Raw genomic sequence first — 26,225 nt, 5'->3', positions numbered from 1 at the left:
TTTACATCATGCTTTGGTCTGAAAAGAAAGAGTGTGAAAACCTGGTTTATTCCATTTTACTTTACTACAAAACTTATAACCGTAATTGTTATTAGAAAAATTTTTAGTTTGAAGAGAGGTCTGCCTTACATTCTTTTGTAAAACCGCTGTTTTTATCAGACCGAGAAGCATGTTTGTCAACAGGATTATGTGCTACACAGCTCTATAAAAACAATTATGAAGAAGTGGACACCTTTTCAACATCAAAAGGTTTTCCTAAATACACCAATTGATAGCCCTTCTCAATGGTATCAATGTCCAAATTATAAGAAGAAATAATATGCAATTCACCTTCAGTATCTTTGATAAATAAAGGAATCATATCTTTATCCTTATTAGTAATTTTAATTAAATTTTGGTACTGTTCTTTATCTTCTAATTCTATTTCATTTATAGAAGGATGTCTGCGTGATAAAGCATATAAGGTACTATAATCATCCTTATGAGAGAATAGACCTTCCTTGGGATTCTCACTCTCATCTAACATCTCTAAAGGTGTTACAAGTCTGAAAGCTCCATTTTCTCCAAAATCGCTGCTAAACTTACTAATCGCGTATTTATTGATATCGGAATTCCCCGTTAAAGCCATTAAATAACCTACATCGTTCAATTCAATATTATCCATTAAAGTATCAGAATAAATATTAGAGGTTAGCGCTTCCAATCCAAGTTCTTTTGCCTTTTCGATGTTTTTTTCATTACTATCAACAAGCACGACATGCCTACCGTTTTCGTATAAATAATGTCCTAAAAGACGTGATACTTTTGATGCTCCAATAATTAAAATACCATCAGATTTTTTAAGAAATACACCAACCAGTTTTGCAAATAAACGAGCGGTTGTCGCGTTAAGTAAAACGGTTCCTAGAACGACGGTAAATACCAAAGGGGTTATATACTCGGCACCTTCAACACCTTCCTTTATCAACTTACTACCAAAAAGCGAGGCAATACCAGCTGCTACAATTCCTCGAGGCCCTACCCAACTAATAAATAATCGTTCGTTAATCGTTAAGCTAGAATTCATCGTACTTAAAAACACGGCTAATGGTCGTATTACAAAAACAATGCACAAGAATAACACGAGTGTTTTCCAATTGTAGAGTAACATCAAATCCTGATAATTAATATTGGCTGCTAATAAAATAAATAAGATAGAAATCAATAAAACACTTAAGGATTCTTTGAAATAAAGCAATTCTTTAAGATTTTTAAGCTTTCCGTTTCCTAAAACCATACCCATAACCACCACAGCTAATAACCCCGATTCGTGAGCAAATAGTTCCGATTCTACAAACACCAGCAATACGGTGGATAAAGACACCACATTAAGCAAATAATGCGGAATCATTTTTTTATTAATCAAAAAGGCTAAGGCGTGTGCGAAGGTAAATCCGAAGGTAGTACCAAATAAAATAATTTTACCAAATTCAATTAAGGCCATTTTTGTGAATCCTACATGGCCTTCAACACTAATAAATTCAAAAACCAAAACGGCAACCAATGCACCAATAGGATCAATTAAAATACCCTCCCACTTTAGTACGGCAGACACATCTTTTTTAAGGGGAATATTTCTTAAAATAGGCGTTATTACCGTAGGTCCTGTAACAATAATTAAACCTGCAAAAAGGAAAGATAATTCCCAACTTAAACCAAAAACTTCATGAGCAAGTATACCAGAACCTATAAAAGTAATGGTTGCACCTACGGTTATCAACTTTGTAATAACCGGGCCTACGTTTTTAATCTCGGCGCGTTTAAGCGTTAAACCACCTTCAAAAAGAATAATACTAATAGCTAAGGATACAAAATAATAAAGACCATCTCCAGGGAAAAAGCCCTTTTTACCATTCCAAACAGGTTCAATCCATTTGGAACCATCGGCTGTAATAAACTCTGCAGCTATGGGACCCACCAACAAGCCTATCAGGATTAGAGGTAAAATGGCAGGGATTTTAAATTTCCAAGCTACCCATTGAGCCAATATGCCTAAAATTATAATTCCAGCGAGTTCTAACATACTTTAAAAATCGGTTTGAAGGCACTAATTTAAGTAAATCCGATGGTTTAAAGGTTTTAAACAATACTATCTTTCATCTTAAACAACTAATTTAACCTCTTTTTGACACTAAAACCCAACAAAGCATTGGAAATGGTGTTGCATTTTAACCAAACCATAAACATAAATTACTTGGAATCTATTATGGTTTTAAGCCAGCTTGTTTTGTGTTTTTTTCTTCCTTAAAAACTCCACAACTATTATCGCAATAACACTCAATCCGAATAACGGAAGAATACCCCCTAATAATACAATGAGCGCCACAATTCCATAACCAACATTAAATTTAGCAGACACTTTTGGGATGCCCCATTTGCCTGTTTCTTTACGTTTTAAATACGACACTAAAGCGGCAATGGCAACAAAGGTCAATAATAGCGCGACACAAAGCATTAAAACCCAGTTCCAGAGTCCGAACTGTCCTTGGTGAAAGGCCATAAACCACATACGCCCGCGCATTAAAACGCCAACATCTTCCCAGTTATGATTAACCAATTGTTCGCCCGAATATTGATCTAAGTGAAAACGTTTTTGAGCCCCTAAATCGAAAGTCGAATTATAAATGCTATAAACACCTTTTGGGCTACTAGGCAAACCAATGCTTACCTCGCCTTTTAAGTCCATAGACTTGGCTAACGCTACCATTTTATCTAATGAAATGGGTTCCCCTTTTACATCAGATTTTAAAGCTCTAGCATCCCAGGTTTTTGGAAACCCTGTATGGGTAGCATCTTGTAACGACTTGAAATTTCCTCCAAAAACATCGGTCCATGGCATGCCTCCAGCTAACGTCATTAATAATAAAATAGAAATCCAAAAGCCTAAAACCGTGTGTAAATCTCTAAAAAGTGTACGTTTTCCGTGGTTTAAACGAATTCTAAAAAAGCCTTTAATACCTTCTTTTTTAGTAGGCCAAAACACGTAGATGCCTGTAATAATTAAAACAAACATCCAGCTGGCAATAAGCTCGACTATTTTAGTTCCGAATTTCCCTAAAAGCAGCTCGCCATGCAGTTTTCTAACGGTATGCATATCGGAATCTTTCGGACTAATATTCCCAGTTACCACACCTTTATACGGATTCACATAAGCGTTGTTTTTATGAGAAAACATGCCAGATGAAAACTCGGTAGCCTGCGTAGCTTCCGTGGGAATTACCATGGAATTTGGAGCTTTGTGCAAGGCTCCTTTTGCCAATTGCCATTGTTCTTGAAACGGTATGGCTTCACCTTCAACCTGAACGGTTTTTATAGTGGCCTGTTTAGATGCATCATAATTATCTTTAAACAAATAAATCCCGCCTGTAACAGCTAATAAGATTACAAATGGTAGGGCTATTATTCCAGCAATAAAATGCCATTTCCAAAGCCATTGATTTAATTTTCTGTTTTTCATAGTTGCTGTTTTATTAAAAATTGTAATTAACACCTAAATGAAAGGCTCTTGGATTACCAATGGTATAACTGTTTTGGTTTGCATACCTATTGTAGCTGGCATAGGTTGCGTATAAATCGTCAAAAACATTTAAGACATGTCCCCAAATTTCAAAATTCTTATATCTGTAAGCGATAAGCACATCAATAATATCATGGCCACCGTAGGTTGTGGTACTAAAAGTACCATCGCCGTTATCGATTTGGTTCTCGTAACTTGTGTTGTACTTACTAACCAACTCTTGAGTTGCCGTTAGCGTTAAACCTTTAATAAAATGAGGTTTATAGATTATTTTATTAGTTCCAATAAAGCTTGGTGCCGATTGCCTATCGGTTCCAGAATAATCGATTAAAGAATTTCCAGATCTATCATAAAAACGCACATATTTATGCTTGGCGAAACTTCCATTAAAACTAAAGGTTAAACTGTTAATTGGCGTGTAATTAAGTCCGTATTCTAATCCGTAAGAACTCGTTTTTCCTGCATTAGCATTAAAAAATTCGCCGGTATCGGTCGTGTTTGTAACTAGTGTATTTCTACCGTCTAATAGATATAAAGCCATATCAACTTTTAATTTATTAGAGATACTAAAATAGGTTCCTAATTCGTAATTATTATAAGCGCTAGGTTTTAAATCGAATACCACGCCTCCAACGCCAACAAGGCTATTTCGGTATAAGGATGATGTTTGCGGTGGTGTAAATCCGTTTGAATAATTGGCATACAAACCTAAATTTCTAGATAGGTTATAATTGGCTCCAATTTTAGGCGATAGGTTTTTATAATTGTTTTTAGAATCTTGAGGTCCTGCAATAGTATCAACTAAATTATTATAGCTGTAATTAAACCCATCATAACGTAAAGCGGCTGTTAATTTTAGTTTTTCTAACGGATTAATTTCATATTGAAAATAACCAGCATAGTTCAGTATATCAGCATCATAATTCAGAATATAATCACCAGAATTTAAGGTAAAATCTATGTTTTGTCCTGTGTTAACATCTACTCTAACTGCAATGGTTTCAGCTTGATAATGTTGCGGAGAAAAATCCGCGGAAGCGCCAAAAATTAATGACGAATTCGCAAAATTGAAATCCATTTTATGCTGTAATAAACCCACATAACTGTTAAAATAATTACTATTAACCTCGCCAACACCTAAGCCTGTTAATTGACCGTTTTCACGGAATTGTGTAATACGATACGACGGATTTTGGCTGGTTTCATTTTTTCTATATATGAAATTAAATGCTGTTTTATTTTTAGCATTCCATTGTTTATCCAACGTGCTTCTGAAGCGAAAAGCAAAAACCACACGCTCGGTAAAATTTTGATCGCTTTCGTAGTTGCCCCCCGAATAATCGGATTCGCTTAAAGACCCCGACATATCCGATCGATAATCGACCACATCAAACACATTCGTCCAGTTTAAATTATCAGAAAGATGATTTACATTTTTAAAGGTTAAGGCAAATTTTTCATAATCGCTGTGCTGTATTGGTCCGTCTTTTCGTTGAATATATTGTGTTCCCAAATAAAAACCCACATCGTCATTGGCATATTTAGCCAACTCCAAATTATAACGGGTTAAGCCCATATCGTTAATTTGAAAACCAACATCGCCCGTAAAATCTTGCGTCGGGTTTTTAGTTAAAAAGTTAAAACTTCCACCAATAGCTTCACTACCGTAAATACTCGATGCAGGCCCTTTTAAAACCTCAATTCTATCAAAAGCTACATCGTTCATTTCCAATAAGGCGTTATGATTAAAAACCGCCGTTGGTCGAATGGGTAAACCGTCTTCAACATACAAAAACAAGGATCTTGTGGAAATTGGCGAACGCACCGACATTAAATGCTGCTCGTTGCCAGACATTCTAGACGTAGACATATTAACCCCAGGCACATCGTTTACCAATTGGTCGATGCCAAAAGCTTTAGATTCGGCTATATCTTGCGAAGAAATAACCGAAATAGATGCCGGTACTTCCTTTCTTTGCTGCTTTTCTCTACTTGCCGAAATAACGACTTCGTCTAAAAGTTCATCGTTTTCGGTAAGTGTAATTATATTTTTAGCTTCTGAAAGCGTTTTGGTTACAGTTAAAAACCCCATGAATTTTACAATAACCGTAGGATCATTGTTAAGATTTATGGTGAAATCGCCGCTACCATCTGAAATAACCGCAAGGTTGGTATTTGTTTTTGATTGAATAGTTGCTCCTGTTAAAGGTTGATTATTTGCATCAACAATTTTTCCTGCATACGTGTTTTGAGCGTACGCAGATAGACTTGCTAAAACTATAGCAAGCATTAATAAATGTTTCATCTGTTTTTTAATTTTAGATGTGCCATTTTCACCCATGCTTATTTAAGTACGCAGGTGTGAAACACAGCCGGATAAAAGTTTAATGTATAGCCATAACAACCTAGTTTAATAGGTTATTAAAAAATGTGGTTCGTTAAAAAAGACGATTAAACTTGTGGAGGAAGGTCGGGTTGATCTCTAAAAACAGCATTATGAGAAGTTTTATAATGCCAGTAGTTTATGCGGTTAGCATTATTTTTATAAAAAGTAATGGGTTGTGCTTCTTGGAAGTAAACAGGAATAAAGGTTTCAAACAAAAAGCTTAAATATGAATTCTCGTCTTGAGGATTCGAGTTTGCTGCCAACTGCGTGGCTAAGTGACACTTACCGTTACATTTAAATTCTGGATTTTCCTTATTAACACAATAAGTTTCAATAATATAATCGATATTTAATTCGTAATACGCAACACAACCCATATTATAAATAGGTCGTAAAGCCAATACAAAAAATAATAAATATGATAAATATACCTTCACTTAAAATGAAACCGTTTTAAGGAAGCCAAAAATAAATCAAAAAAATCTTACTTAAGTATTAATTTTATAAAAATTAAATTTTATAAAACGAATTACGTTTTACCGAATTTTTCTGTGAATCCCTAATTTTTATCAGATACCTGAGACCTATGTTTAGAATAGAAAAATTTAATCTAAGATTCGTATGCCTAGCTTTAATTTACGATGGCATACATGAAGGCTTCTTTATTTTGTAATTAAAGGAAAAACTAAACAGCATTATTTAACCCCAAAATGAATTGTGATCAATTTTAGAATCTATTATTAGTTAGATTCATGAAAATTGAAAGTATAATTCCACTTTGAGGCTATTTTAATCTTAATAAATTCTTAACATTTAAACACTTTGTTAATAGATTTGTTAGTTTTGTTCACTTATGACCTTATATCCAATAAATACGGGCAATTTTAAACTGGATGGAGGCGCCATGTTTGGCGTTGTTCCGAAGTCCATTTGGCAACGTACCAATCCTTCTGATGCTAACAATATGATTGATTTATCGGCAAGATGTCTACTTATAGAAGACGGTGACCGCTTGATATTAATTGATAACGGCATGGGAAATAAACAATCAGATAAATTTTTTGGTTATTACTACATGTGGGGCGATTTTAGTTTAGATAGCTCCTTAAAGCAATACGGATTTCATCGCGACGATGTTACCGATATTTTTTTAACACATTTACATTTCGACCATTGCGGAGGCAGTATCCAGTGGAATAAAGATAAAACAGGCTATGAACCAGCCTTTAAAAACGCTCATTTTTGGACTAATAAAGATCATTGGCAATGGGCAACACAGCCCAATCGCCGCGAAAAAGCCTCTTTCTTAAAGGAAAACATCCTGCCTATGGAAGAAAGCGGACAACTAAAATTTACCGCACTCCCTGAAAATGATTTCCTTAAAAATTCAGCACTAGGTTTCGATATCTTTTTTGCCAATGGGCACACCGATAAGCAAATGATTCCTATGATAACATATCAGGATAAAACCATTGCGTTTATGGCCGATCTTTTGCCTACCGTAGGGCATTTACCGCTACCCTACGTTATGGGCTACGACACCAGACCTTTGCTTACCATGGATGAAAAAGAAAAATTTCTAAACATGGCTGCCGATAAAAACCTTTATCTGTTTTTAGAGCACGATGCGCATAACGAAATTATAACCGTACAACATACCGAAAAAGGTGTGCGATTAAAAGACACCTTTACCACAAAACAAATAATTAACAATTAACATCATAACACAATTAATAAAAAAGGTAACTATGAAAACCATTAAAACAATAGCAACTTCAGCCTTTGCAGCTGTATTACTTTCTGGCTGTGGCGGATCAAGTATTGTTTCTACACCCCCTGAAAATATAGATTCTTCACCTTTAAAAGTTTCAGAACTTACCGAAGCCGAAGCTCATAATTGGGGACATTTAGATCTTGTTAAAGATACCATTCCTGGAATGAGTGTAGATCGCGCTTACGCGGAATTAATTAAAAATAAAAAAGGTAAAAAAGTCATCGTAGCGGTTATCGATTCTGGAATTGATATCGACCATGAAGATTTAAATGAAATTCTTTGGACCAATGAAGATGAAATTCCTGGCAATGGCATCGACGACGATAAAAATGGTTATGTCGATGATGTTCATGGTTGGAATTTCTTAGGAAAAGGTTACGATGAGCAATTAGAGTTTGTAAGAATTCTGGTAAAAGGCGATAAAAACGATCCTGATTACGCTAGAGCTGAAGCTGAATACGAAAAAGAATACCCTACTTGGGAAACGAGAAAAAAACAATACGACCAATATTTACAATTGGTTTCTAATGCTAATGCCGCTTTAAAAGCCCATTTTGGAAAAGATGATTACACCAAAGATGAGGTTAAAAACTTAGTTACTAGTGACGAGACATTATCGCAAGCTAAACAAATAGCTATGGGAATGTATGGAAACGGATTAGAGTCTTTAGATATCGCCGAAAAAGAAATGAAAGGTGCTATTGAAAGCATTAATGAAAGACTAAACTACAACTTAAATAAAGATTTTCATGGTCGTGTAAATGGTGATGATCCTGACGATTTTTCTACCAAGTATTACGGTGATGCCAATGTAAAACCTGTAAAGAAATCTGAAAGCCACGGTACGCACGTAGCCGGAATTATTGCTGCTGGCCGTAATAACGGTAAAGGCGCAAATGGTGTTGCTAACAATGTGGAACTTATGAGTGTAAGAGTGGTACCAAACGGTGATGAATATGATAAAGATGTCGCTTTATCTATTCGTTATGCTGTAGATAACGGTGCCAAAGTTATTAACGGAAGTTTTGGAAAAAGCTTTTCTCCTCATGCCGATATCGTGAGAGAAGCCATTGCTTACGCTGCTAAAAACGATGTTATATTTGTTCATGCCGCTGGAAATGATAGTAAAGATGTTGATACAGAACCTAACTTCCCAGATGATAATGTAAACGGTAAAGAAATTTCAGATACTTATATTAGAGTTGGTGCCTTAGCGCCTTCTTACGGTTCTAAAATGGTTGCTGGTTTTTCAAATTACGGTAAGCAAAATGTTGACGTTTTCGCTCCTGGTGCTAGTGTTTACTCAACTACTCCAGAAAACGAATACGATACTAAAGGAGGAACTTCTATGGCTGCCCCTGCAGTAGCTGGAGTAGCTGCTTTGATACGCTCTTACTACCCGAATTTATCTGCTTCTGAAGTAAAACAAATTATTTTAGATTCTGGTTTAGCCATCAACAGAAAAGTTATTGTTGGAGGTGACACTTCAGATGTTAGACCTTTTTCAGATTTAAGTAAATCTGGTAGAATGGTTAATGCTTATAATGCTTTAATTATGGCTGCTCAAATGTCTGCTGCTAAGTAATTATTGTAGTAACACAAAATAAATATTAATGATGCCTGTTGAACATAATCGAATGCTGTTCTAATTTTAATAACACGTCGATTATAATCCACAGGCATTTTTATTTATATTAATCAAATTAATTTTTTTATTCTACTCCTTATGAATCGCTTTCTTCTCACTGTTTTTTGTGTAGCATGCTTCGTTTCGTGTAAATCTACACAGCAAACAGAAGCAGTACAACCCGCAAAAACAGCTTCAAAACAAGCGCCATTAAAACCATCAAAAGTAAATGGTCCACGATTAACTTCGTATTGGCAACAACATGTCGATTACACAATGGATATTGATATGGATGTAAACACCTATCAATACAAAGGGACGCAAAAGTTGGTGTACACCAACAATTCACCCGACGTTTTAAACAAAGTGTTTTATCACTTATACCCTAACGCTTTTCAGCCAGGTAGCGAAATGGATGTACGTTCACAAAACATCCCCGATGCCGATGGCAGAGTTAAAGATCGTATTGGTAAATTAAAACCTAATGAAATAGGTTACATTAAGGTTAATTCACTTAAACAAAACGGTACTACAATTGAACATGAAACCGTTGGTACTGTTTTAGAAGTACAACTCGCTAAACCTATTCAACCAGGTGAAAGTGTCACTTTCGATATGGTTTTTGATGCTCAAGTTCCTGTTCAAATTCGTCGTTCAGGACGAAATAACAAGGAAGGTGTCGCCCTATCCATGACACAATGGTACCCTAAGTTAGCCGAATATGATTATGAAGGATGGCATGCCGACCCCTACATAGGACGTGAATTCTATGGTGTTTGGGGCGATTTTGATGTGGCCCTTCATATTGATAAAAATTATGTGGTTGGTGGTACGGGTTATTTACAAAATCCGAATGAAGTAGGTTATGGTTACGAAACCGGAACTGTTAAGCGACCAAATTCCGATAAATTAACTTGGCATTTTAAAGCGCCAAATGTACACGATTTTACTTGGGCAGCCGATCCAGAATACAAGCATGATACCATGCAAGTGCCTAATGGTCCTTTACTACACTTTTTATATAAAAGTAATATGCCAAAGGATAAATTAGAAAACTGGAAGAATCTTCAGCCAAAATCAGTGGAACTTATGCAGTTTTATAGTGACCATATTGGTAAATATCCTTACGATCAATACTCTATCATTCAGGGTGGCGATGGCGGAATGGAATACGCTATGTGTACTCTAATTCTTGGAGAAGGTAATTTTGAAGGTTTATTTGGTGTTACAGCTCATGAAATGGCGCACTCATGGTTTCAGTTTTTATTAGCCACTAACGAATTAACAAACTATTGGATGGACGAAGGGTTCACCCAGTATTTTGGTAAATGGGCAGAAGATAAAATAAATGGTATTTCATTCGAAAAATCTACCAAACAAACCTACGATGTGTACACTTATTATGTGAAGTCTGGAACAGAGCAACCTCTAACGACTCAGGCCGATCGTTTTCACCTCAACCGTTCTTCTTCCATTTCTGCATATTATAAAGGATATATCTTTTTAAATCAATTGGCTTATATCATCGGACAAGAAAACTTAGAAACCACCATAAAAGAATACTTTAACAATTGGGCATTTAAACACCCCAATCGCGTTGATTTTATTCGCATTGCTGAAAAAGTTTCAGGATTAGAATTGGAATGGTATCTCACCGATTGGACAGGTACTACAAACACTATAGATTACGGTGTTAAATCTGTGGAAGGCAACACCATCACTTTAGAACGTATTGGTTTAATGCCTATGCCTATAGATGTAAGCGTAACTTACACCGACGGGACTACTCAAGATTTTTACATTCCATTACAAATGATGCGTGGTGAAAAACCAACCACTGCAACGACATTAAATGATTGGGCTTGGGCCTATCCAACTTACAGTTTTAAAACACCTAAAACCGTAAAAAGTGTTACCATCGACCCAAAACAAATGATGGCTGATATCGACAGAGAAAATAACAAGCGTTAATAATAATTTATCCAAATTTTAAAAGCCCTTTTGTTAATTCAAGAGGGCTTTTTATTTTTACAAACTGAATATACATTTGTGTATCTCTGTGTATCTCTGTGTATCTCTGTGTATCTCTGTGAAACACTAAAAAAACACTGTGTAATAACTCTTTTGAACACACACAACCAAAAAAGAAACAGACCTACCTTTTAAACCCTATTCATTTTTTTAATATCTTCGCAAAGTAAACTTTAGGGGTGTTCGTTAAATCGAACTGAGAAAAACCCTTTGAACCTGATGCGGTTAGTACCGCCGAAGGGAAAAGTTGAAAAGCACATGGCCATATGTGTTTACAAACCTTTTCATTTTAGTGCCAACATGCGCACTTTATTTTCAAAGCCCATTTTTCTCGACCCTTCAAAATTTACAGCATATTTAAATATTCTGTTTATGATTAAAATACGGGTTAACGAGAAAATTTTAGAGGTTGCTAAAGACTTCAATATTCTTCAATTACTAGAAAAATTAAACACGTCGCAAAATGGTATCGCGGTTGCCATAAACAGCGCCATTATTTCACGGGATTCTTGGGCTTCGCAAAATTTTTCCGAAAACGATAATATTCTCATTATACAGGCTACACAGGGCGGGTAAATACCCTTTATTCCTAAAAAGGGAAACTAAAACGCTTTAAAATCATATTAAAAATAACCACTCTTTATTTGCCCTTCGGGCTTAGGAGGAAAACAAAATAACAATGAAAAACAAAGACACTGCTCCAAAAGAAGGTCAAATTACAAGAAAGCCTTTTCCAAATTCGAAAAAGATTTATGTATCAGGTAAAATTCATCCGCAAATTAAAGTAGCGATGCGTGAAATTTCTTTAAGCGATACCACCGATTCGATGACCAAAAAGAAAACGCCTAACGAACCAGTAACGGTTTACGATACTTCTGGTCCATACACCGATCCGAACAAAGAAATTAACGTTCATAACGGTATCGAACGTATTAGAGAACAGTGGATTTTAGACCGTGGCGATGTGGAAGAATTAGATGCTTTTACTTCTAAATATTGTAACGAGCGTTTAAACGACAAAAGTTTAGACCACATGCGTTTTGATTTAAAACACAAACCAAAACGTGCCAAAAAAGGTAAAAATGTGACGCAGTTACACTATGCTAAAAAGGGAATCATCACGCCAGAAATGGAATATATCGCGATTCGTGAAAACCAGCGTATCGATGAAATGACCGAAATAAGAAAGCAGCACAAAGGAGAACACTTTGGAGCGGCTATTCCAGAAAAAATTACACCAGAATTTGTACGTTCGGAAGTTGCTAGAGGCCGTGCCGTTATACCTTCAAACATCAATCACCCAGAAGCTGAGCCTATGATTTTAGGTCGTAACTTCTTAGTAAAAATAAACGCCAATATTGGAAACTCAGCAACCACCTCATCTATTGAAGAAGAGGTAGAAAAGGCCGTTTGGGCTTGCCGTTGGGGAGCCGATAATATCATGGATTTATCAACCGGACAAAACATTCATGAAACCCGTGAGTGGATTGTGCGTAACTCACCAGTTCCAGTTGGTACCGTGCCTATTTACCAAGCTTTAGAAAAAGTAAATGGCGTTGCCGAAGATTTAACTTGGGAAATTTTCCGTGATACCTTAATAGAACAAGCCGAGCAAGGTGTCGATTATTTCACCATCCACGCTGGGGTATTGTTACGTTATGTACCAATGACCGCCAATCGTGTAACTGGTATCGTATCTCGTGGTGGTTCCATCATGGCTAAATGGTGTTTAGCACATCATAAAGAAAGTTTCTTATACACCCATTTTGAGGAAATTTGCGAAATTTTAAAATCTTACGATGTAGCCTTTTCTTTAGGCGATGGTTTACGTCCAGGATCGATTGCCGATGCCAATGATGAAGCGCAATTTGCCGAATTAGAAACGCTGGGTGAGCTTACACAAATTGCACGTAAGCACGAAGTTCAGTGCTTTATTGAAGGTCCAGGTCACGTACCAATGCACAAGATTAAGGAAAACATGGAAAAGCAAATTGAAGTTTGCGACGAAGCGCCTTTTTACACCTTAGGCCCTTTAACTACCGATATTGCCCCAGGTTACGATCACATCACTTCCGGTATTGGAGCTGCCATGATTGGTTGGTTTGGTTGCGCGATGTTATGTTATGTAACGCCAAAAGAACACTTAGGTTTACCAAATAAAGAAGACGTTCGTGTTGGTGTGGTAACTTATAAATTAGCGGCCCATGCTGCCGATTTAGCCAAAGGACATCCAGGCGCACAACACCGTGATAACGCTTTAAGTATGGCGCGTTTTGAGTTCCGTTGGGAAGACCAATTTAACTTAGGTTTAGACCCTGAGCGTGCTTTGGAATATCACGATGAAACCCTGCCTGCCGATGGCGCTAAAGTGGCGCATTTCTGTTCGATGTGCGGACCAAAATTCTGCTCGATGAAAATTTCACAAGAGGTGCGCGATTTCGCTGCCGAAAATGATATTGTCGATAACGAAGTGATCCAAAAAGGCATGGAAGAGAAGTCTCAAGAATTTAAAGAAAAAGGTTCAGAGGTTTATCTTTAATAATATTAGGAAGTTCCCACGCTTTTGAAAAAAAAAGCGTGGTCGGGCTTTCCGCTATATCTTTTGCGAAAAAGCAAAAGGATGCCGCTTCAATCCCTAACTCGAAAACATGATAGTCGTTATAGCTCCAGAAAATGATATTCCAAACGAAATTGAAATACTACATCAGCTATTTCAAGAAGGATTACAATATTATCATTTAAGAAAACCGAGTAAAACTTACGAGCAATACGTGAACTACTTAAATCAAATTGATAAAAAATATCACAACAGGGTAGTCGTGCATCATTTTCATGAGTTGGTTAATGCATTTGAACTAAAGGGGATTCATTTTCAGGAACAAAAAAGAAGGGATCATATCGATAATCCAGGGCAGTACTTTAAAAATTTAAATATGTTTGGAAAAACAATTAGTGCTTCCTTTCATGATCCTAAAGAACTAGAAAATTGTTATTTCGAATTCGATTATCATTTATTAAGTCCTGTATTTTCCTCCATATCAAAACCAGGATATGAAGGCCGAAAATTTGATGTCAATCACATCGATAAAACTATCGTAGGTATGGGTGGCGTCACGGCAAAAAACATAAACGAATTTGAAGGATTAGGTTTTAAAGGCGTAGGTGTTTTAGGAGGTATTTGGCAAAGTCAAGATCCTATTAAAAGTTTTAAAACCTTGTATCATTTAAAATACCCAAATGGTAATCAATAACTTGCAAAATCAAGAAAATTAATAAGCAGGAATTTTATGTTAAAAAAATCACGTATTTTCGCTGACTTTAAACAAAAGATTACAGAAAAATTATTTTCTCGATGGTTTGTACTCTTAATTTACGACCAAGTTGTTAATACCTTATTAATCTTAAATGATGGCATAAAAAATCTGAAATTCGATAATTTAAAACAATTAACCTATGAACTAGAATCTACAATAAAACTAAGGATACAACTCTCCCCAAATCCATATAAATCATACCAAAAAAAGTATGTTTATATACCTAAATATCCTAAGCTGCTATTATCAACATAACTAAACTAATTTATAGTATGAAAACTAACTACACCACACTTACTACAAATGGTACCTCGTTATTTGATAATTGCATATTAAGTATTGCAGGCCACGACCCTTCTGGAGGGGCAGGAATTACTTCAGACATCAAAACTTTTGAAGCCCATGGCTTCTATGGCTTATCAACTTGTAGCGCCATCACCATTCAAAATGATATTGATTTCAAACAATGTATTTGGACCAATCCGAAGGTTATTTTAAATCAAATTGAAACCCTTTTCGAACGTTTTAATATTTCAGTTGTAAAAATTGGAATTATTGAAAATTGGCAGACTTTATCCCTAATTTTAGATAAACTGCATCTGTTAAACCCAAAAATTAAAGTGGTTTTAGACCCCGTAATTAAGGCAAGTTCGGGCTTCGATTTCCATTTTAAGGAAAGTCAAGAGCTCCTTGAAAAAATTTGGAAACAATGCTATATCATTACTCCAAATTACGATGAAATTAAAGCCCTTTATCCGGAATTTACTGTTAAACAAACCATTAAGCACATCTCAAATTATACTAAAATCTACTTAAAAGGGGGGCACCGTCAAGATAAAAAAGGATGGGATGAATTGTATTACGACACCACCGAAGCCATTGAAATTTTTCCTATTTACAATACAATTTACGAAAAGCATGGTAGTGGCTGCGTGTTATCATCGAGTTTAGCTTGTAATATCGCTGCCGGTTTTCCTTTAAAAGACGCTGCTATAAACGCTAAAATATATATTGAAACCTATTTACGTAGCAGTGAAAGCCTTTTAGGAACACACAAAATGAATGTCGCGGTGGTTTAGCTGTATGAATTATAGAAGTTTTAAGTAATTGAGTATGGAATTAACAAAAAGTTTTGAAGCATTAAAAGTTTGGCAAACCGGTCATCAATTCGTACTGGAGGTTTATAAAATGAGTAAACAATTTCCAAGAGAAGAAATTTACGGATTAACCTCTCAATTTCGAAGAGCAGCGGTTTCAATAACCGCCAATATTGCCGAAGGATATAAACGTAAAAGTCCGAAAGAGAAACTAAGGTTTTATAATTTTTCACAAGCCTCACTAGAAGAATGTAGATACTTTTTAATCCTTTCCAAAGACTTAGGTTATGTAGAAAACAACGATAAACAAGTAAAATTAATACAAGAAGTGAGTAAAATGTTAAACGCCTATTGTCGAAGCATTATCAAGTCCATGAATTAACCTAACTACTTAAACTTCTAAAACTACTTAACTACTTAACTTCTAAAAAAAAAATGATTCCAAAACTACACTACATATCGCAAGGAAGTTCACCTAAAACACATCTGGAGAACATCCAACAGGCTTGTCAATCGGGAGCAGAATTGGTTCAATTACGTTTAAAAAATTATTCAGAAAAGAAAATTTTAAAAGCTGCAGAAGAAGCGCGTGACATTACAGCCCATTTTCAAACCCGGCTAATAATTAACGACCATTATACAATAGCTAAAACGGTAAAAGCTGATGGGGTCCACTTAGGAAAATCGGATGCTGATCCAGAAACCGTTAGAAAAACGTTGTATTCATGGCAAATTATTGGAGGAACAGCAAATACGCTTGAAGATTGCAAGAATTTAGTCAACAAAAAAGTGGATTATATAGGTTTAGGCCCATTTAGATTCACAGAAACTAAAGAAAATTTGAGTCCGATTTTAGGGCTATCGGGTTACCAAAGCATTATAGAAAGTCTAAACTCAGAAACACCCATAATTGCCATAGGAGGTATTACCATAAATGATATTCCAGAGTTGCTAAAAACAGGTATCCATGGTATAGCCGCTTCGGGAGAAATTACCAAAGCCTTCAATAGCATAGGAAAAATTAATAAACTGCTTAGAAGTGAAATCGATTTGGTAGAACAAGTTTGGAAACCAGGGGAGAAGTAAGGTTTATAAATCTTCTACTCCTAAAACATCTCAAAAAAAGAAAAAGAAAAATGAAAGATACCTTACAAATAGCCGATAAAACTTTCACCTCACGATTGTTTACTGGCACCGGAAAATTTAGTAATACGAGTTTAATGCGCGATAGTATTTTAGCTTCAGAAAGTGAACTAGTAACCGTGGCCTTAAAACGCGTTGACATGGATAACGAGTCGGATGATATGCTGGTGCATTTAAAAGAAAACCACATCAACTTACTACCAAATACATCTGGAGTTAGAACGGCCAAAGAAGCTGTTTTTGCTGCACAATTAGCTCGCGAAGCTTTAAAAACTAATTGGGTAAAATTAGAAATTCATCCTGACCCCAAATATTTATTACCAGATCCTATAGAAACCTTAAAAGCTGCTGAAGAGTTAGTGAAATTAGGGTTTGTAGTCATGCCATACATTCATGCCGATCCTGTGTTATGCAAGCGTTTGGAAGAAGTAGGCGTACAATGTGTGATGCCTTTAGGCGCACCAATTGGCAGTAATAAAGGGTTGAAGACAAACGATTTTTTAGAAATCATCATTGAGCAAAGCAATGTTCCTGTTATTGTAGACGCTGGTATTGGAGCCCCATCGCATGCGGCTTTCGCTATGGAATTAGGAGCAGATGCCGTTTTAGTTAATACTGCCATCGCCGTTTCTCAAAACCCTGTTGCTATGGGTAAAGCCTTCAAAATGGCTGTAGAAGCTGGTAGAATGGCTTATAATGCAAAATTAGCACCTGTTAAAAAGCACGCCGAAGCTAGTAGCCCATTAACCTCATTTTTAAATTAAAAGAAAAATCTTAACTCCTTAACTTCCACACTTCTTAACATCTAAACTGCTAAACTGCTAAACTCCTTAACGACATAACCGCGCAACCCCCCCACAAAAAACATGCAAAATACTTTCAGAAATACATTCGACAAATACGACTGGGACACCTTAGAACATGACATATATGGGTTTTCTGAAGCTGATGTGAAGAGCGTATTGGCGAAGGATAAAATAACGTTAGACGATTTTAAAGTGCTTATTTCGCCTGCTGCTACACCGTTTTTAGAACAAATGGCTCAACGTAGCCATGAGCTCACTAAAAAGCGATTTGGGAATACCATCCAGATGTATATCCCCATGTATTTATCCAATGAATGCCAAAATATATGTACCTATTGCGGATTTAGTATGACCAATAAAATTCCGCGCAAAACCTTAAGTGATGCCGAAATTTTAAAAGAAGTGGCTCATATAAAAAGTTTAGGTTACGATCATATTTTATTGGTAACTGGAGAAGCAAACCGAACCGTGGGCGTTTCGTATTTAAAACATGCTATAGCTCTTATTAGAAAACATTTTTCCAACATTAGTATTGAAGTGCAACCTCTAGATCAAGAGGAATATGAAACCCTTATCGCCGAAGGTTTATATGCCGTTTTGGTATATCAAGAAACCTATCATGAGGCGACATACAAAATACATCATCCGAAAGGAAAAAAATCAAATTTTAATTACCGTTTGGACACCCCTGATCGCTTAGGGAAGGCAGGTATTCACAAAATTGGATTGGGAGCCTTATTCGGATTAGAAGATTGGCGTGTTGATAGTTTTTATACGGCATTGCATTTAAAATACCTTCAAAAAACGTATTGGAAAACAAAATATTCAATTTCATTTCCGCGCTTGCGTCCGCATCAAGGAGAAGTGCAACCTAAAGTTGAAATGACCGATATCGATTTAGTTCAACTTATTTGTGCATACCGCTTACTTGATGAAGATGTAGAATTATCGATGTCTACACGTGAGAGCGAGATTTTTAGAAATAACATCATTAAATTAGGAATTACTTCAATTAGTGCCGAATCGAAAACCAATCCTGGAGGTTACGCCGTAGAACCGCAATCTTTAGAGCAATTTGAAATTTCTGATGAACGTTCAACCGATGCTATTAAGGACATGATTCAATCGCAGGGTTACGAAGTGGTTTGGAAAGATTGGGATAGGAGTTATGTGAATTCATTTTATAAATAAAATTCAATTTATAGGGTTACAAAAATTGAATCACGATTCGAATATTGAACTTATTAATCATTTAGCGTGATTATGACTTATTAGATTTCAGACCTTTCAGGTTTTGAAAACCTGAAAGATTTAATTTTTTGAAAGACTTAATAATAACTAATTTAAAGTTCGGAAAATAACCGAACTTTTTTTATATCTTTGTAACTGATTATGAGATTAATCAATAAAAAAGCATTAGAAAAATTAAAAAGAAAAAATAGAGGTAATGTCCCTTTATCAAATGCCATTGATAAATTGATTAACGATATAGAAGGCAATACATGGACAAGCCAAGAAGGCATTACTAAAACGAGATCAGACGCCGATTGCGTACATAGTGATGGTTTTTATTTTTTTAATATAAGCATACACAGAACCATGGTACTTATTGAGTTTGATGAAGGTGAAGCATCAGTAGTTTGGACTGGTACCCATCAGGAATATGAAAAAAGATTCAAAAACAATAAGAATACCATAAAAAAATGGCTTAAAGCCAATGATTGGATTTAAATATTATGAAAACACAACTTGACATATCAAAATTATTAGAGATTGGAGAAATTCAAAATGAATTAGATTTTGAAAAAGCTTTAATTGCAGACAGAAAATTAAGAGTGCTTTCTAAAGAAGATTCAAAATATAAAATAATTCGTAAGAAATTAAGAGATTTAATTGCTGATTATGAAGCTAAAAATTGGTCTTCAAGTAGTAAAATTTCAGAAACAAAATTACAAGAAAGTGATGTAGCCGAATTAATAGCCGAAAAAGAGCGACTGTTTATTCAAAAAAGAAAATTGCTAATAAGGAAAAAATTAAAACATTTAAATGTAACGCAACAAGAGCTTGGATTAATATTAGGACATAAAAGCAAATCCTATATGTCCGAATTAATGAATGGCTTAAGTCCGTTTTCATTAAAAGATTTAATTGTCATTAACCGTTTACTAAAGATTGATTTAACCGATCTAGTTCCCACATTTTTACCACAATCAGAACAATTAAAAATAAGAACTTCAATAAAAAAGCTAGGCAATCCTAAAGTTAAATTAAGTAAGAATGACTTCGTTTTAGTTTAAATTTAATAACGAACTCGTTTAAACTATTTCAACACTAAAAAACGGATAATTAATAACCTACTTTTTTATTTCATTACCTTTGAAGCTTTAAAACACACCCATTGAGCTTCACTTTTAGTAAAAAAGAAAAACTTAAAAGCAAAAAACGCATCGAGCAATTATTTGCTGAAGGAAAGTCGGTTTCGACCTATCCCTTACGCTTGGTTTTTATGCCATGCCAATTCGAAGAAAATACCTTGGCACAGACCGGTATATCGGTAAGTAAACGTCATTTTAAATTGGCTGTAGATAGAAATCGTATAAAACGTTTGATGAGAGAAGCTTATCGCCTAAACAAAGCCACTTATTTTAACAATTTAAGTCAGCCCTATGCGTTTATGATTTTGTACATTGGTAAAGACAAACCAAAATTTGATTATATAGAAAAACGCATGCAGCTTCTGTTTGAAAAATTTAGAAGTCATATTTCTGAAAAATAATAGTTTACATGAAAAAAATCTTTAGTAAAAAAGTTATAATTCCAGTTGTAGTTGGTGTTGTATTTTTAACGACATCGGCATTTAAAAATGATTTTTTTGAAATAGCGAAACAAATAGAAATTTTCACCACATTATTCAAAGAACTCAACATGAATTATGTGGATGAAACCAATCCTGGCGCGCTTATGGACACGGCTATTAAAAGCATGCTAGCCGATTTAGATCCCTACACGAACTTTATGAACGAACAGGATGTTGAAGCTGCTAGAATTAATAATACAGGGGATTACACAGGTATTGGCGCACGTATAAAAACGCTAAAAGACAAACTTCTGGTTATCGAACCTTATAAAGATTATCCAGCAGATAAAGCTGGATTAAAACCTGGTGATGAAATCATTAAAATAGGAAATACGGTAGTTGCTAATTACGAAGATCATGCTGGCGATTTATTAAAAGGAACTTCAGATTCATCGGTTGAAGTGACCTATTTACGCCAAGGAAAAACACATACAGCCACTATAAAACGTGCCGAGGTAGATATTAAGGCGGTTCCGCATTTTTCAATGGTAAACGATCAAACCGGATACATTGTTTTAACCCGTTTTAATAACAAAGCTTATTCTGAAACCAATTACGCTTTACGTGATTTAAAAGCTCAAGGTGCTAAAAAAATCATTTTAGATTTACGAGGAAACCCAGGCGGATTACTTAATGAGGCCATTAAAATTGTAAATCTATTTGTTCCAAAAGGGCAATTGGTGGTTACCACAAAATCGAAAGTAAAAGAGTATAACAGAACTTACATTACTCAAAATCAGCCTATAGATACCGAAATTCCTTTAGTAGTCTTAATCGATGGTGCCAGTGCCTCTGCAAGTGAAATCGTATCGGGCGCGTTGCAAGATTTAGATCGTGCCGTTATTGTAGGCTCTAGAAGTTTTGGAAAAGGTTTAGTACAACGTCCTAAACAACTCACTTATGGTACTCAAGTTAAAATTACCATATCAAGATATTACACCCCATCGGGTCGATGTATTCAGTCTTTAGATTATTGGAATAGAAACGAAAAAGGAGAGGCGGTACGAGTTAAAAAAGAAAACTATCACGAATTTAAAACTAAAAACGGACGAAAAGTTTTTGATGGAGGAGGCGTATTACCCGATGTGGCTTTAGGCGCTACAAAAAACGCAACCATTACCAAGGCTATTCATGACAGCGATTTTATATTTAATTACGCGGTGAATTATTACTACAATCATGATATCAAGGATATTAATAATTTCAGCTTAACAGACAAAGATTTCGCAGGTTTCAAAAGTTATTTAAAAACCAATAATTTTTCATTTGAAACCGAAACAGAAAAAGACTTGAAAAAAGCTTTTGAAACCGCTAAAAAAGAAGATTTAAACGACAATATTGAAAAAGAGTACAATGCGCTAATAAGTCACTTAAACGCTTCTAAAAACACGGTTATAGACGAAAATAAAGACTATTTACTAGAATTATTAACCGAAGACATTGTGAAATGCTACGTGTATCGTGAAGGATTATATGATTATTATAAAATTCATGATACTGAAATTAAAAAAGCAACTGAAATATTAAGTAATTCTACAACTTATCAAAGTTATTTAAGGTAGTTGAGAAGTTCAAGCTGTAAGCTTTAGGCTATATGCATTACGCGCTTTAGAGAAACCTCACAACATACTTTGTAACGCTCTGTATAATATTATTAGCTATAAGCCTTATGCATATTGCTTAAAGCATATTGCATACAGCCAAATATCATCATTTCTTCCCGTTCATCTATAAAAAATTCAGATGCCCTAGCTTCTTGCTATTTATAAATTAAAAATATTATATTTATATCGCTTATGACTTCCTACTATGACTAAATTATTGGTATTCTTATTAATAACACTCCAGTGTATCTGTGCTTTTTCGCAACAAGCACTGACACATGAAGTGTATTTTGAGACCGATAAATACGATGTTCCTAGTACCGAAGAAAACCGCTTACTACTCTTCATTTCCACCTTAAATGATATCCAAATTGAATCCATTTCTATATTCGGATTTTGCGACGATCGCGGTGCCGATAATTATAATTTAATCCTTTCTCAACAACGTGCTGATGCCATAAAAAGCATATTTTCAAACAATGAAATAAGCGAAAGTTTAATTACCAATGTGGATGGCAAAGGAAAAATTTTACTCAGAATTGTAAAAGAAGAAGATATCTTAAAAATTCGAGGATTAAACCGAAAAGTTGAAATTATCGTAGAACCTAAACTTCCAGAGCCAGAACCTATTGAAGAAGTTAAAATTCTGAATGAGGAAAAAGAAAAAACCATCATTGAACAGATTAAAGAAGGTAAAAAAGGTGATAAAATAGTATTTAGTACCATACTCTTTAAAACTGGTGAAGTTACTATAAACGCCGAATCTCAGCGTAATCTTGAAGAGATAGCCGATGCACTTGTGGCCCGTAAAGACATTTATTTCACCATTCAAGGCCATGTGTGTTGCACGCAAAACACCCGTGATGCCGTAGATAGAAAAACCAAAAAACGCAACCTTTCTGAAGCCCGTGCCGAATTTGTTTATAACTACTTTGCTAAAAAAGGTGTGAGTAAAAAACGCATGAGACACTTAGGCATGCGCAGAAAATTTCCATTAGGCGGTGATCCTAAATTTGACAGACGCGTTGAAATTGTAATCACTTATGTAGACGATCAAGTAAAATAAGACTTTTAGAAAGCTTATTTATTTTCATCTAATAATCGTTCATTTATTTGCTCTACTCCTGCCATATTTCTTTGTAAAACAACTTCAACATCTTCAGTTTTTATATGACCTAAAATGCCCCAAGGGCCGTAATAACCTTCATCTAACAGAGTTTTAATCATATCGTACTCATAATCACCTTCACCTATGGTTAATATTTTAGGACCATCTTTTCGTAATCCATTTAAATTAACATAGGTTAAATAAGGTTTTATCTTTTTTAAGATCCTCGGATAATCATCTAAATAATCGTGAGCATGATGAAAATTATACACCATCTTTAAATCATATTCTGGGAGTTTTTTAATGATGTCAACTTGATTATCGGGATTTCCAAACCAACCATGATGGTTGTATAATGCAATATCATATCCGACTTTATCGGCCTTTTCCTTTACAAATTTGATATATGAGATGGCGCGATTTAAAGCTTCTTCTTGCGATAAATTTTCAAAATAATTATCACTAAAACTCAACCATATTTCTGGTTTATTATCAATTAATTTGAGCTTATTAAATAACTGTTCATTTAAAGCACTTAATTTTCCGATACTATCTCTTTTAGCATTTAACCACAAAAAAATAGATACAATTTCTAAATCATTGGCTTTAGCAAGAGCAAATTCTTCTTCGATATAGGATAAATGATTTTCTTTCCAATTGTAACCATATTTAGAAAACCCCATGGCCTTTAACATGGCTATACGTTCCTTAGGTTGTCGCTCTAGGGAATCGAAAGACACGATACACCAAGGGGATATATCCTCAATATGAATCTGCTTTGTAGACTTAGAACAAGCAAAATTTAAAGCTAGTAAAACTAATACCAGTTTAATTTTTAGTATTTTAATAATCATTAATCTTAGTATTTACCGCTATTAAAGTCTCACTTTAATGCGGAATCGGTTGATTCTGTCTCTTTTTTTAAATATTTATCTAAAAACTTCAAAATTCGACTATTAGCTTCAATTTGATTTTCCTTTTTTCGAAAACCATGACCTTCATCAGCAAATAAAACATAATCTACAGGCACATTATTATTACGCACCGCCTCAACAATTTCATCCGATTCAACTTGTAACACTCTAGGGTCCTGTGAGCCTTGTAAAACAATTAAAGGTTTAGTTACTTTATCGGCGTGAAACAATGGTGAAATACGTTTTAAACGTACCGAATCGGCCGTAAATGGATCACCTAATTCTGAGTATAACGACGTTCTATAAGCTTCCCAATAGGGCGGAATGCTTTTTAAAGTCCGTATCCAATTGGTAACCCCAAATAAATTAACACCAACTTTAAATTCTTCGGGCGTATAAGTTAGTGCTGCCATGGTCATGTAACCCCCATACGAACCACCTATAATTCCTATTTTACTACCATCTATTTCAGATTGATTTGCTAACCAATTTTTACCTTCAATACAATCTTGTAAATCCTTTTCACCATGGTTTTTATCATCCATTTTATAAAAAGTCTTTCCATATCCACTGCTTCCGCGATTATTAACCGCTAGAATGGCATAACCATGATTAACTAAATACTGAATTAAAGGTAAAAATTGTTGGCGACTTTGCCCTCCAGGACCACCATGAACCCAAACCATAGCTGGGACTTGATTATTTTTGGAGGCTTGATGCGGTAAATAATATATGGCTGGAATTTCGGTACCATCAAAAGACTTGTACCTAATAACTTTTGCTGTAACTAAATCGTCAATATTTATAGCATCGTTTAATACGTTTGTTAATTTATGCTGTTCTTTAGTCTCCAAATTATAAGTGTATAAATCGGAAGGTGTGTTAGAGCCACCCACGAACATACGCATCCATTTTTCATCCTTGCTAAAACGTATTTCTGTAATACTGCTGTCTTTAAAATCTGGTAAATCTATTGGTTTCATGGTTTTTGAATCCAAAACTTCAACCGCATTTTTACCATCTTCATTAACATAAACAACCATATAAGTACCTTTGGAAGTAAAACTAATTCCTGAGATATCCCAAGGTTTCTCTATGACTTTCTTCTTTTCTTTTGACTCCAAATCATAAGCCATAAGATATGAAAACTCGCTACCATCATCGGTTGTATAATAAAACGTTGAATTATCCTCTGAAAAATCTTGAGACGTATTAGCACTCAAATTATCATTGATTTTTATAATTTCCTTTGTTTTAACATTGTAAATAGATAAATCGCTATCGTTTGTATTTATAGATTTTGATAAGGCTATAAAATTTTCATCGTTAGACATGCCACTAAACGATAAACCATCGTTATTTTGGTAAATCAATGTCGAAGAGTAATCATCAATCGATAATTTATAAACATCAAAATAACTTGGATCTCTTTTATTAGATCCGTAATAGAAATATTTTTCGTCTTCAGACCAGCCATAGAAACTAGATTTAGCGTTTTCACCTGGTGTTAAATCCTGAACAGATCCGTCCAATTCCTTCACATAAAGATGAGTAATTTCATTGCCATTTCCATCAGTAGCAAATAATATCCTGTTGTCGTTTGGAAAATATGACGCATTAAAAATGGATGTACTGTCAGAACTTGTAACAGGCGTCATTTCACCACCTGTTACTGGAATAGCATACACATTAAAAATACCCGAACGGTTACTTGAAACAATTATATTACTGTTATCTGAAGAAAAACTGCCTCCGTAAACAGATTCATTATCCATAAACTCCTCAATAGAATAGTGTTTAATCTCCTTTTGAACGACTTTAGTTTCCTTTTTACAAGAAAAAAACAGCGTTATAATGGCTAGCCCTAAAATTTTAGTTTTCATAATAACAGATTTTTATAATTTCTTATGTGTTTAAATTTATAACAAATTTCATAGTAACAACACATAAACTACTGTTTTTTAGTTTTTTACATTTTAAATAGGGAAGAAGATAAAAATGCATCTTA

At 34.9% G+C, this 26,225-nt stretch carries 22 protein-coding genes and 1 riboswitch; of the genes, 16 read left to right on the top strand and 6 right to left on the bottom strand.

The features are described from left to right. Window positions 1-214: 214 nt before the first annotated feature. The 4 genes from JJL45_RS03145 to JJL45_RS03130 all read right to left on the bottom strand — a co-directional run bounded on the left by JJL45_RS03145 (window position 215) and on the right by JJL45_RS03130 (window position 6,379). Complete coding sequence (locus JJL45_RS03145) at window positions 215-2,062, bottom strand: cation:proton antiporter (RefSeq protein WP_068604987.1); 1,848 nt, start codon at window positions 2,060-2,062, stop codon at window positions 215-217. Between the two features lie 189 nt (window positions 2,063-2,251). Continuing rightward, window positions 2,252-3,496 carry a PepSY-associated TM helix domain-containing protein gene (locus JJL45_RS03140; protein ID WP_068605110.1) on the bottom strand — a complete coding sequence of 415 codons (1,245 nt, stop codon included), beginning with the start codon at window positions 3,494-3,496 and terminating at the stop codon, window positions 2,252-2,254. A 13-nt stretch (window positions 3,497-3,509) separates the two neighbouring features. Beyond that, on the bottom strand, window positions 3,510-5,861 hold the full coding sequence (locus tag JJL45_RS03135) for a TonB-dependent receptor domain-containing protein (RefSeq protein WP_068605111.1): 2,352 nt from the start codon (window positions 5,859-5,861) through the stop codon (window positions 3,510-3,512). A 146-nt stretch (window positions 5,862-6,007) separates the two neighbouring features. After that, window positions 6,008-6,379 (bottom strand): hypothetical protein, encoded by a 372-nt coding sequence (locus JJL45_RS03130; protein WP_202664245.1) that lies wholly within the window; start codon window positions 6,377-6,379, stop codon window positions 6,008-6,010. Window positions 6,380-6,795: 416 nt separating this feature from the next. Here JJL45_RS03130 and JJL45_RS03125 point away from each other — a divergent pair, with 416 nt between their 5' ends. The 16 genes from JJL45_RS03125 (at window position 6,796) to JJL45_RS03050 (ending at window position 23,261) form a co-directional block, all read left to right on the top strand. Then, entirely contained in the window at window positions 6,796-7,659 is an 864-nt protein-coding gene (locus JJL45_RS03125) for an MBL fold metallo-hydrolase (RefSeq protein WP_068604989.1), read from the top strand. Window positions 7,660-7,690: 31 nt separating this feature from the next. After that, window positions 7,691-9,301: a S8 family peptidase gene (locus tag JJL45_RS03120; RefSeq protein ID WP_068604990.1), complete on the top strand. Its 1,611-nt coding sequence runs from the start codon at window positions 7,691-7,693 to the stop codon at window positions 9,299-9,301. Between the two features lie 141 nt (window positions 9,302-9,442). Next, window positions 9,443-11,314, top strand: coding sequence for a M1 family metallopeptidase (locus JJL45_RS03115; RefSeq protein ID WP_068604991.1), 1,872 nt, complete (start codon window positions 9,443-9,445; stop codon window positions 11,312-11,314). 225 nt (window positions 11,315-11,539) lie between these two features. After that, window positions 11,540-11,634, top strand: a riboswitch (TPP riboswitch). Window positions 11,635-11,746: 112 nt separating this feature from the next. After that, window positions 11,747-11,950: a sulfur carrier protein ThiS gene (thiS, locus tag JJL45_RS03110; RefSeq protein WP_102997157.1), complete on the top strand. Its 204-nt coding sequence runs from the start codon at window positions 11,747-11,749 to the stop codon at window positions 11,948-11,950. A gap of 103 nt (window positions 11,951-12,053) precedes the next feature. Further along, a complete protein-coding gene (gene thiC, locus JJL45_RS03105; protein WP_068604992.1) occupies window positions 12,054-13,913 on the top strand; it encodes a phosphomethylpyrimidine synthase ThiC in 1,860 nt (619 codons plus the stop codon). Window positions 13,914-14,022: 109 nt separating this feature from the next. After that, window positions 14,023-14,625, top strand: coding sequence for a thiamine phosphate synthase (locus JJL45_RS03100; protein ID WP_068604994.1), 603 nt, complete (start codon window positions 14,023-14,025; stop codon window positions 14,623-14,625). Window positions 14,626-14,960: 335 nt separating this feature from the next. Further along, window positions 14,961-15,767 (top strand): hydroxymethylpyrimidine/phosphomethylpyrimidine kinase, encoded by an 807-nt coding sequence (locus JJL45_RS03095; protein ID WP_068604997.1) that lies wholly within the window; start codon window positions 14,961-14,963, stop codon window positions 15,765-15,767. Window positions 15,768-15,801: 34 nt separating this feature from the next. Next, window positions 15,802-16,167, top strand: a complete 366-nt coding sequence (locus JJL45_RS03090) for a four helix bundle protein (RefSeq protein ID WP_068605000.1) — start codon at window positions 15,802-15,804, stop codon at window positions 16,165-16,167. Between the two features lie 53 nt (window positions 16,168-16,220). Continuing rightward, window positions 16,221-16,871: a thiamine phosphate synthase gene (thiE, locus tag JJL45_RS03085; protein ID WP_202664244.1), complete on the top strand. Its 651-nt coding sequence runs from the start codon at window positions 16,221-16,223 to the stop codon at window positions 16,869-16,871. Window positions 16,872-16,921: 50 nt separating this feature from the next. Further along, a complete protein-coding gene (locus JJL45_RS03080; RefSeq protein WP_202664243.1) occupies window positions 16,922-17,692 on the top strand; it encodes a thiazole synthase in 771 nt (256 codons plus the stop codon). Window positions 17,693-17,794: 102 nt separating this feature from the next. Then, a complete protein-coding gene (thiH, locus tag JJL45_RS03075; protein ID WP_202664242.1) occupies window positions 17,795-18,925 on the top strand; it encodes a 2-iminoacetate synthase ThiH in 1,131 nt (376 codons plus the stop codon). 201 nt (window positions 18,926-19,126) lie between these two features. Next, entirely contained in the window at window positions 19,127-19,465 is a 339-nt protein-coding gene (locus JJL45_RS03070; RefSeq protein WP_202664241.1) for a type II toxin-antitoxin system HigB family toxin, read from the top strand. A gap of 5 nt (window positions 19,466-19,470) precedes the next feature. Beyond that, the gene (locus JJL45_RS03065; protein WP_202664240.1) at window positions 19,471-20,031 is read left to right on the top strand and encodes a helix-turn-helix domain-containing protein; all 561 of its coding nucleotides are present in this window, start codon (window positions 19,471-19,473) and stop codon (window positions 20,029-20,031) included. Between the two features lie 101 nt (window positions 20,032-20,132). Continuing rightward, a complete protein-coding gene (gene rnpA / locus JJL45_RS03060; protein ID WP_068605012.1) occupies window positions 20,133-20,510 on the top strand; it encodes a ribonuclease P protein component in 378 nt (125 codons plus the stop codon). An 8-nt stretch (window positions 20,511-20,518) separates the two neighbouring features. Continuing rightward, window positions 20,519-22,153 carry a S41 family peptidase gene (locus JJL45_RS03055; protein ID WP_202664239.1) on the top strand — a complete coding sequence of 545 codons (1,635 nt, stop codon included), beginning with the start codon at window positions 20,519-20,521 and terminating at the stop codon, window positions 22,151-22,153. Between the two features lie 247 nt (window positions 22,154-22,400). Continuing rightward, window positions 22,401-23,261, top strand: coding sequence for an OmpA family protein (locus tag JJL45_RS03050; RefSeq protein ID WP_067151710.1), 861 nt, complete (start codon window positions 22,401-22,403; stop codon window positions 23,259-23,261). Window positions 23,262-23,275: 14 nt separating this feature from the next. Here JJL45_RS03050 and JJL45_RS03045 read toward each other — a convergent pair whose 3' ends face one another. Continuing rightward, window positions 23,276-24,157: a sugar phosphate isomerase/epimerase family protein gene (locus JJL45_RS03045; RefSeq protein WP_202664238.1), complete on the bottom strand. Its 882-nt coding sequence runs from the start codon at window positions 24,155-24,157 to the stop codon at window positions 23,276-23,278. 29 nt (window positions 24,158-24,186) lie between these two features. After that, window positions 24,187-26,100, bottom strand: a complete 1,914-nt coding sequence (locus JJL45_RS03040; RefSeq protein ID WP_068605025.1) for a S9 family peptidase — start codon at window positions 26,098-26,100, stop codon at window positions 24,187-24,189. Window positions 26,101-26,225: the final 125 nt, after the last annotated feature.

The sequence above is a fragment of the Tamlana sp. s12 genome, from assembly GCF_016767215.1.
Lineage (GTDB): Bacteria > Bacteroidota > Bacteroidia > Flavobacteriales > Flavobacteriaceae > Pseudotamlana > Pseudotamlana agarivorans.
Note: the sequence above shows the minus strand (reverse complement) of the source record. Positions and strands in the feature narration are given on the sequence as shown.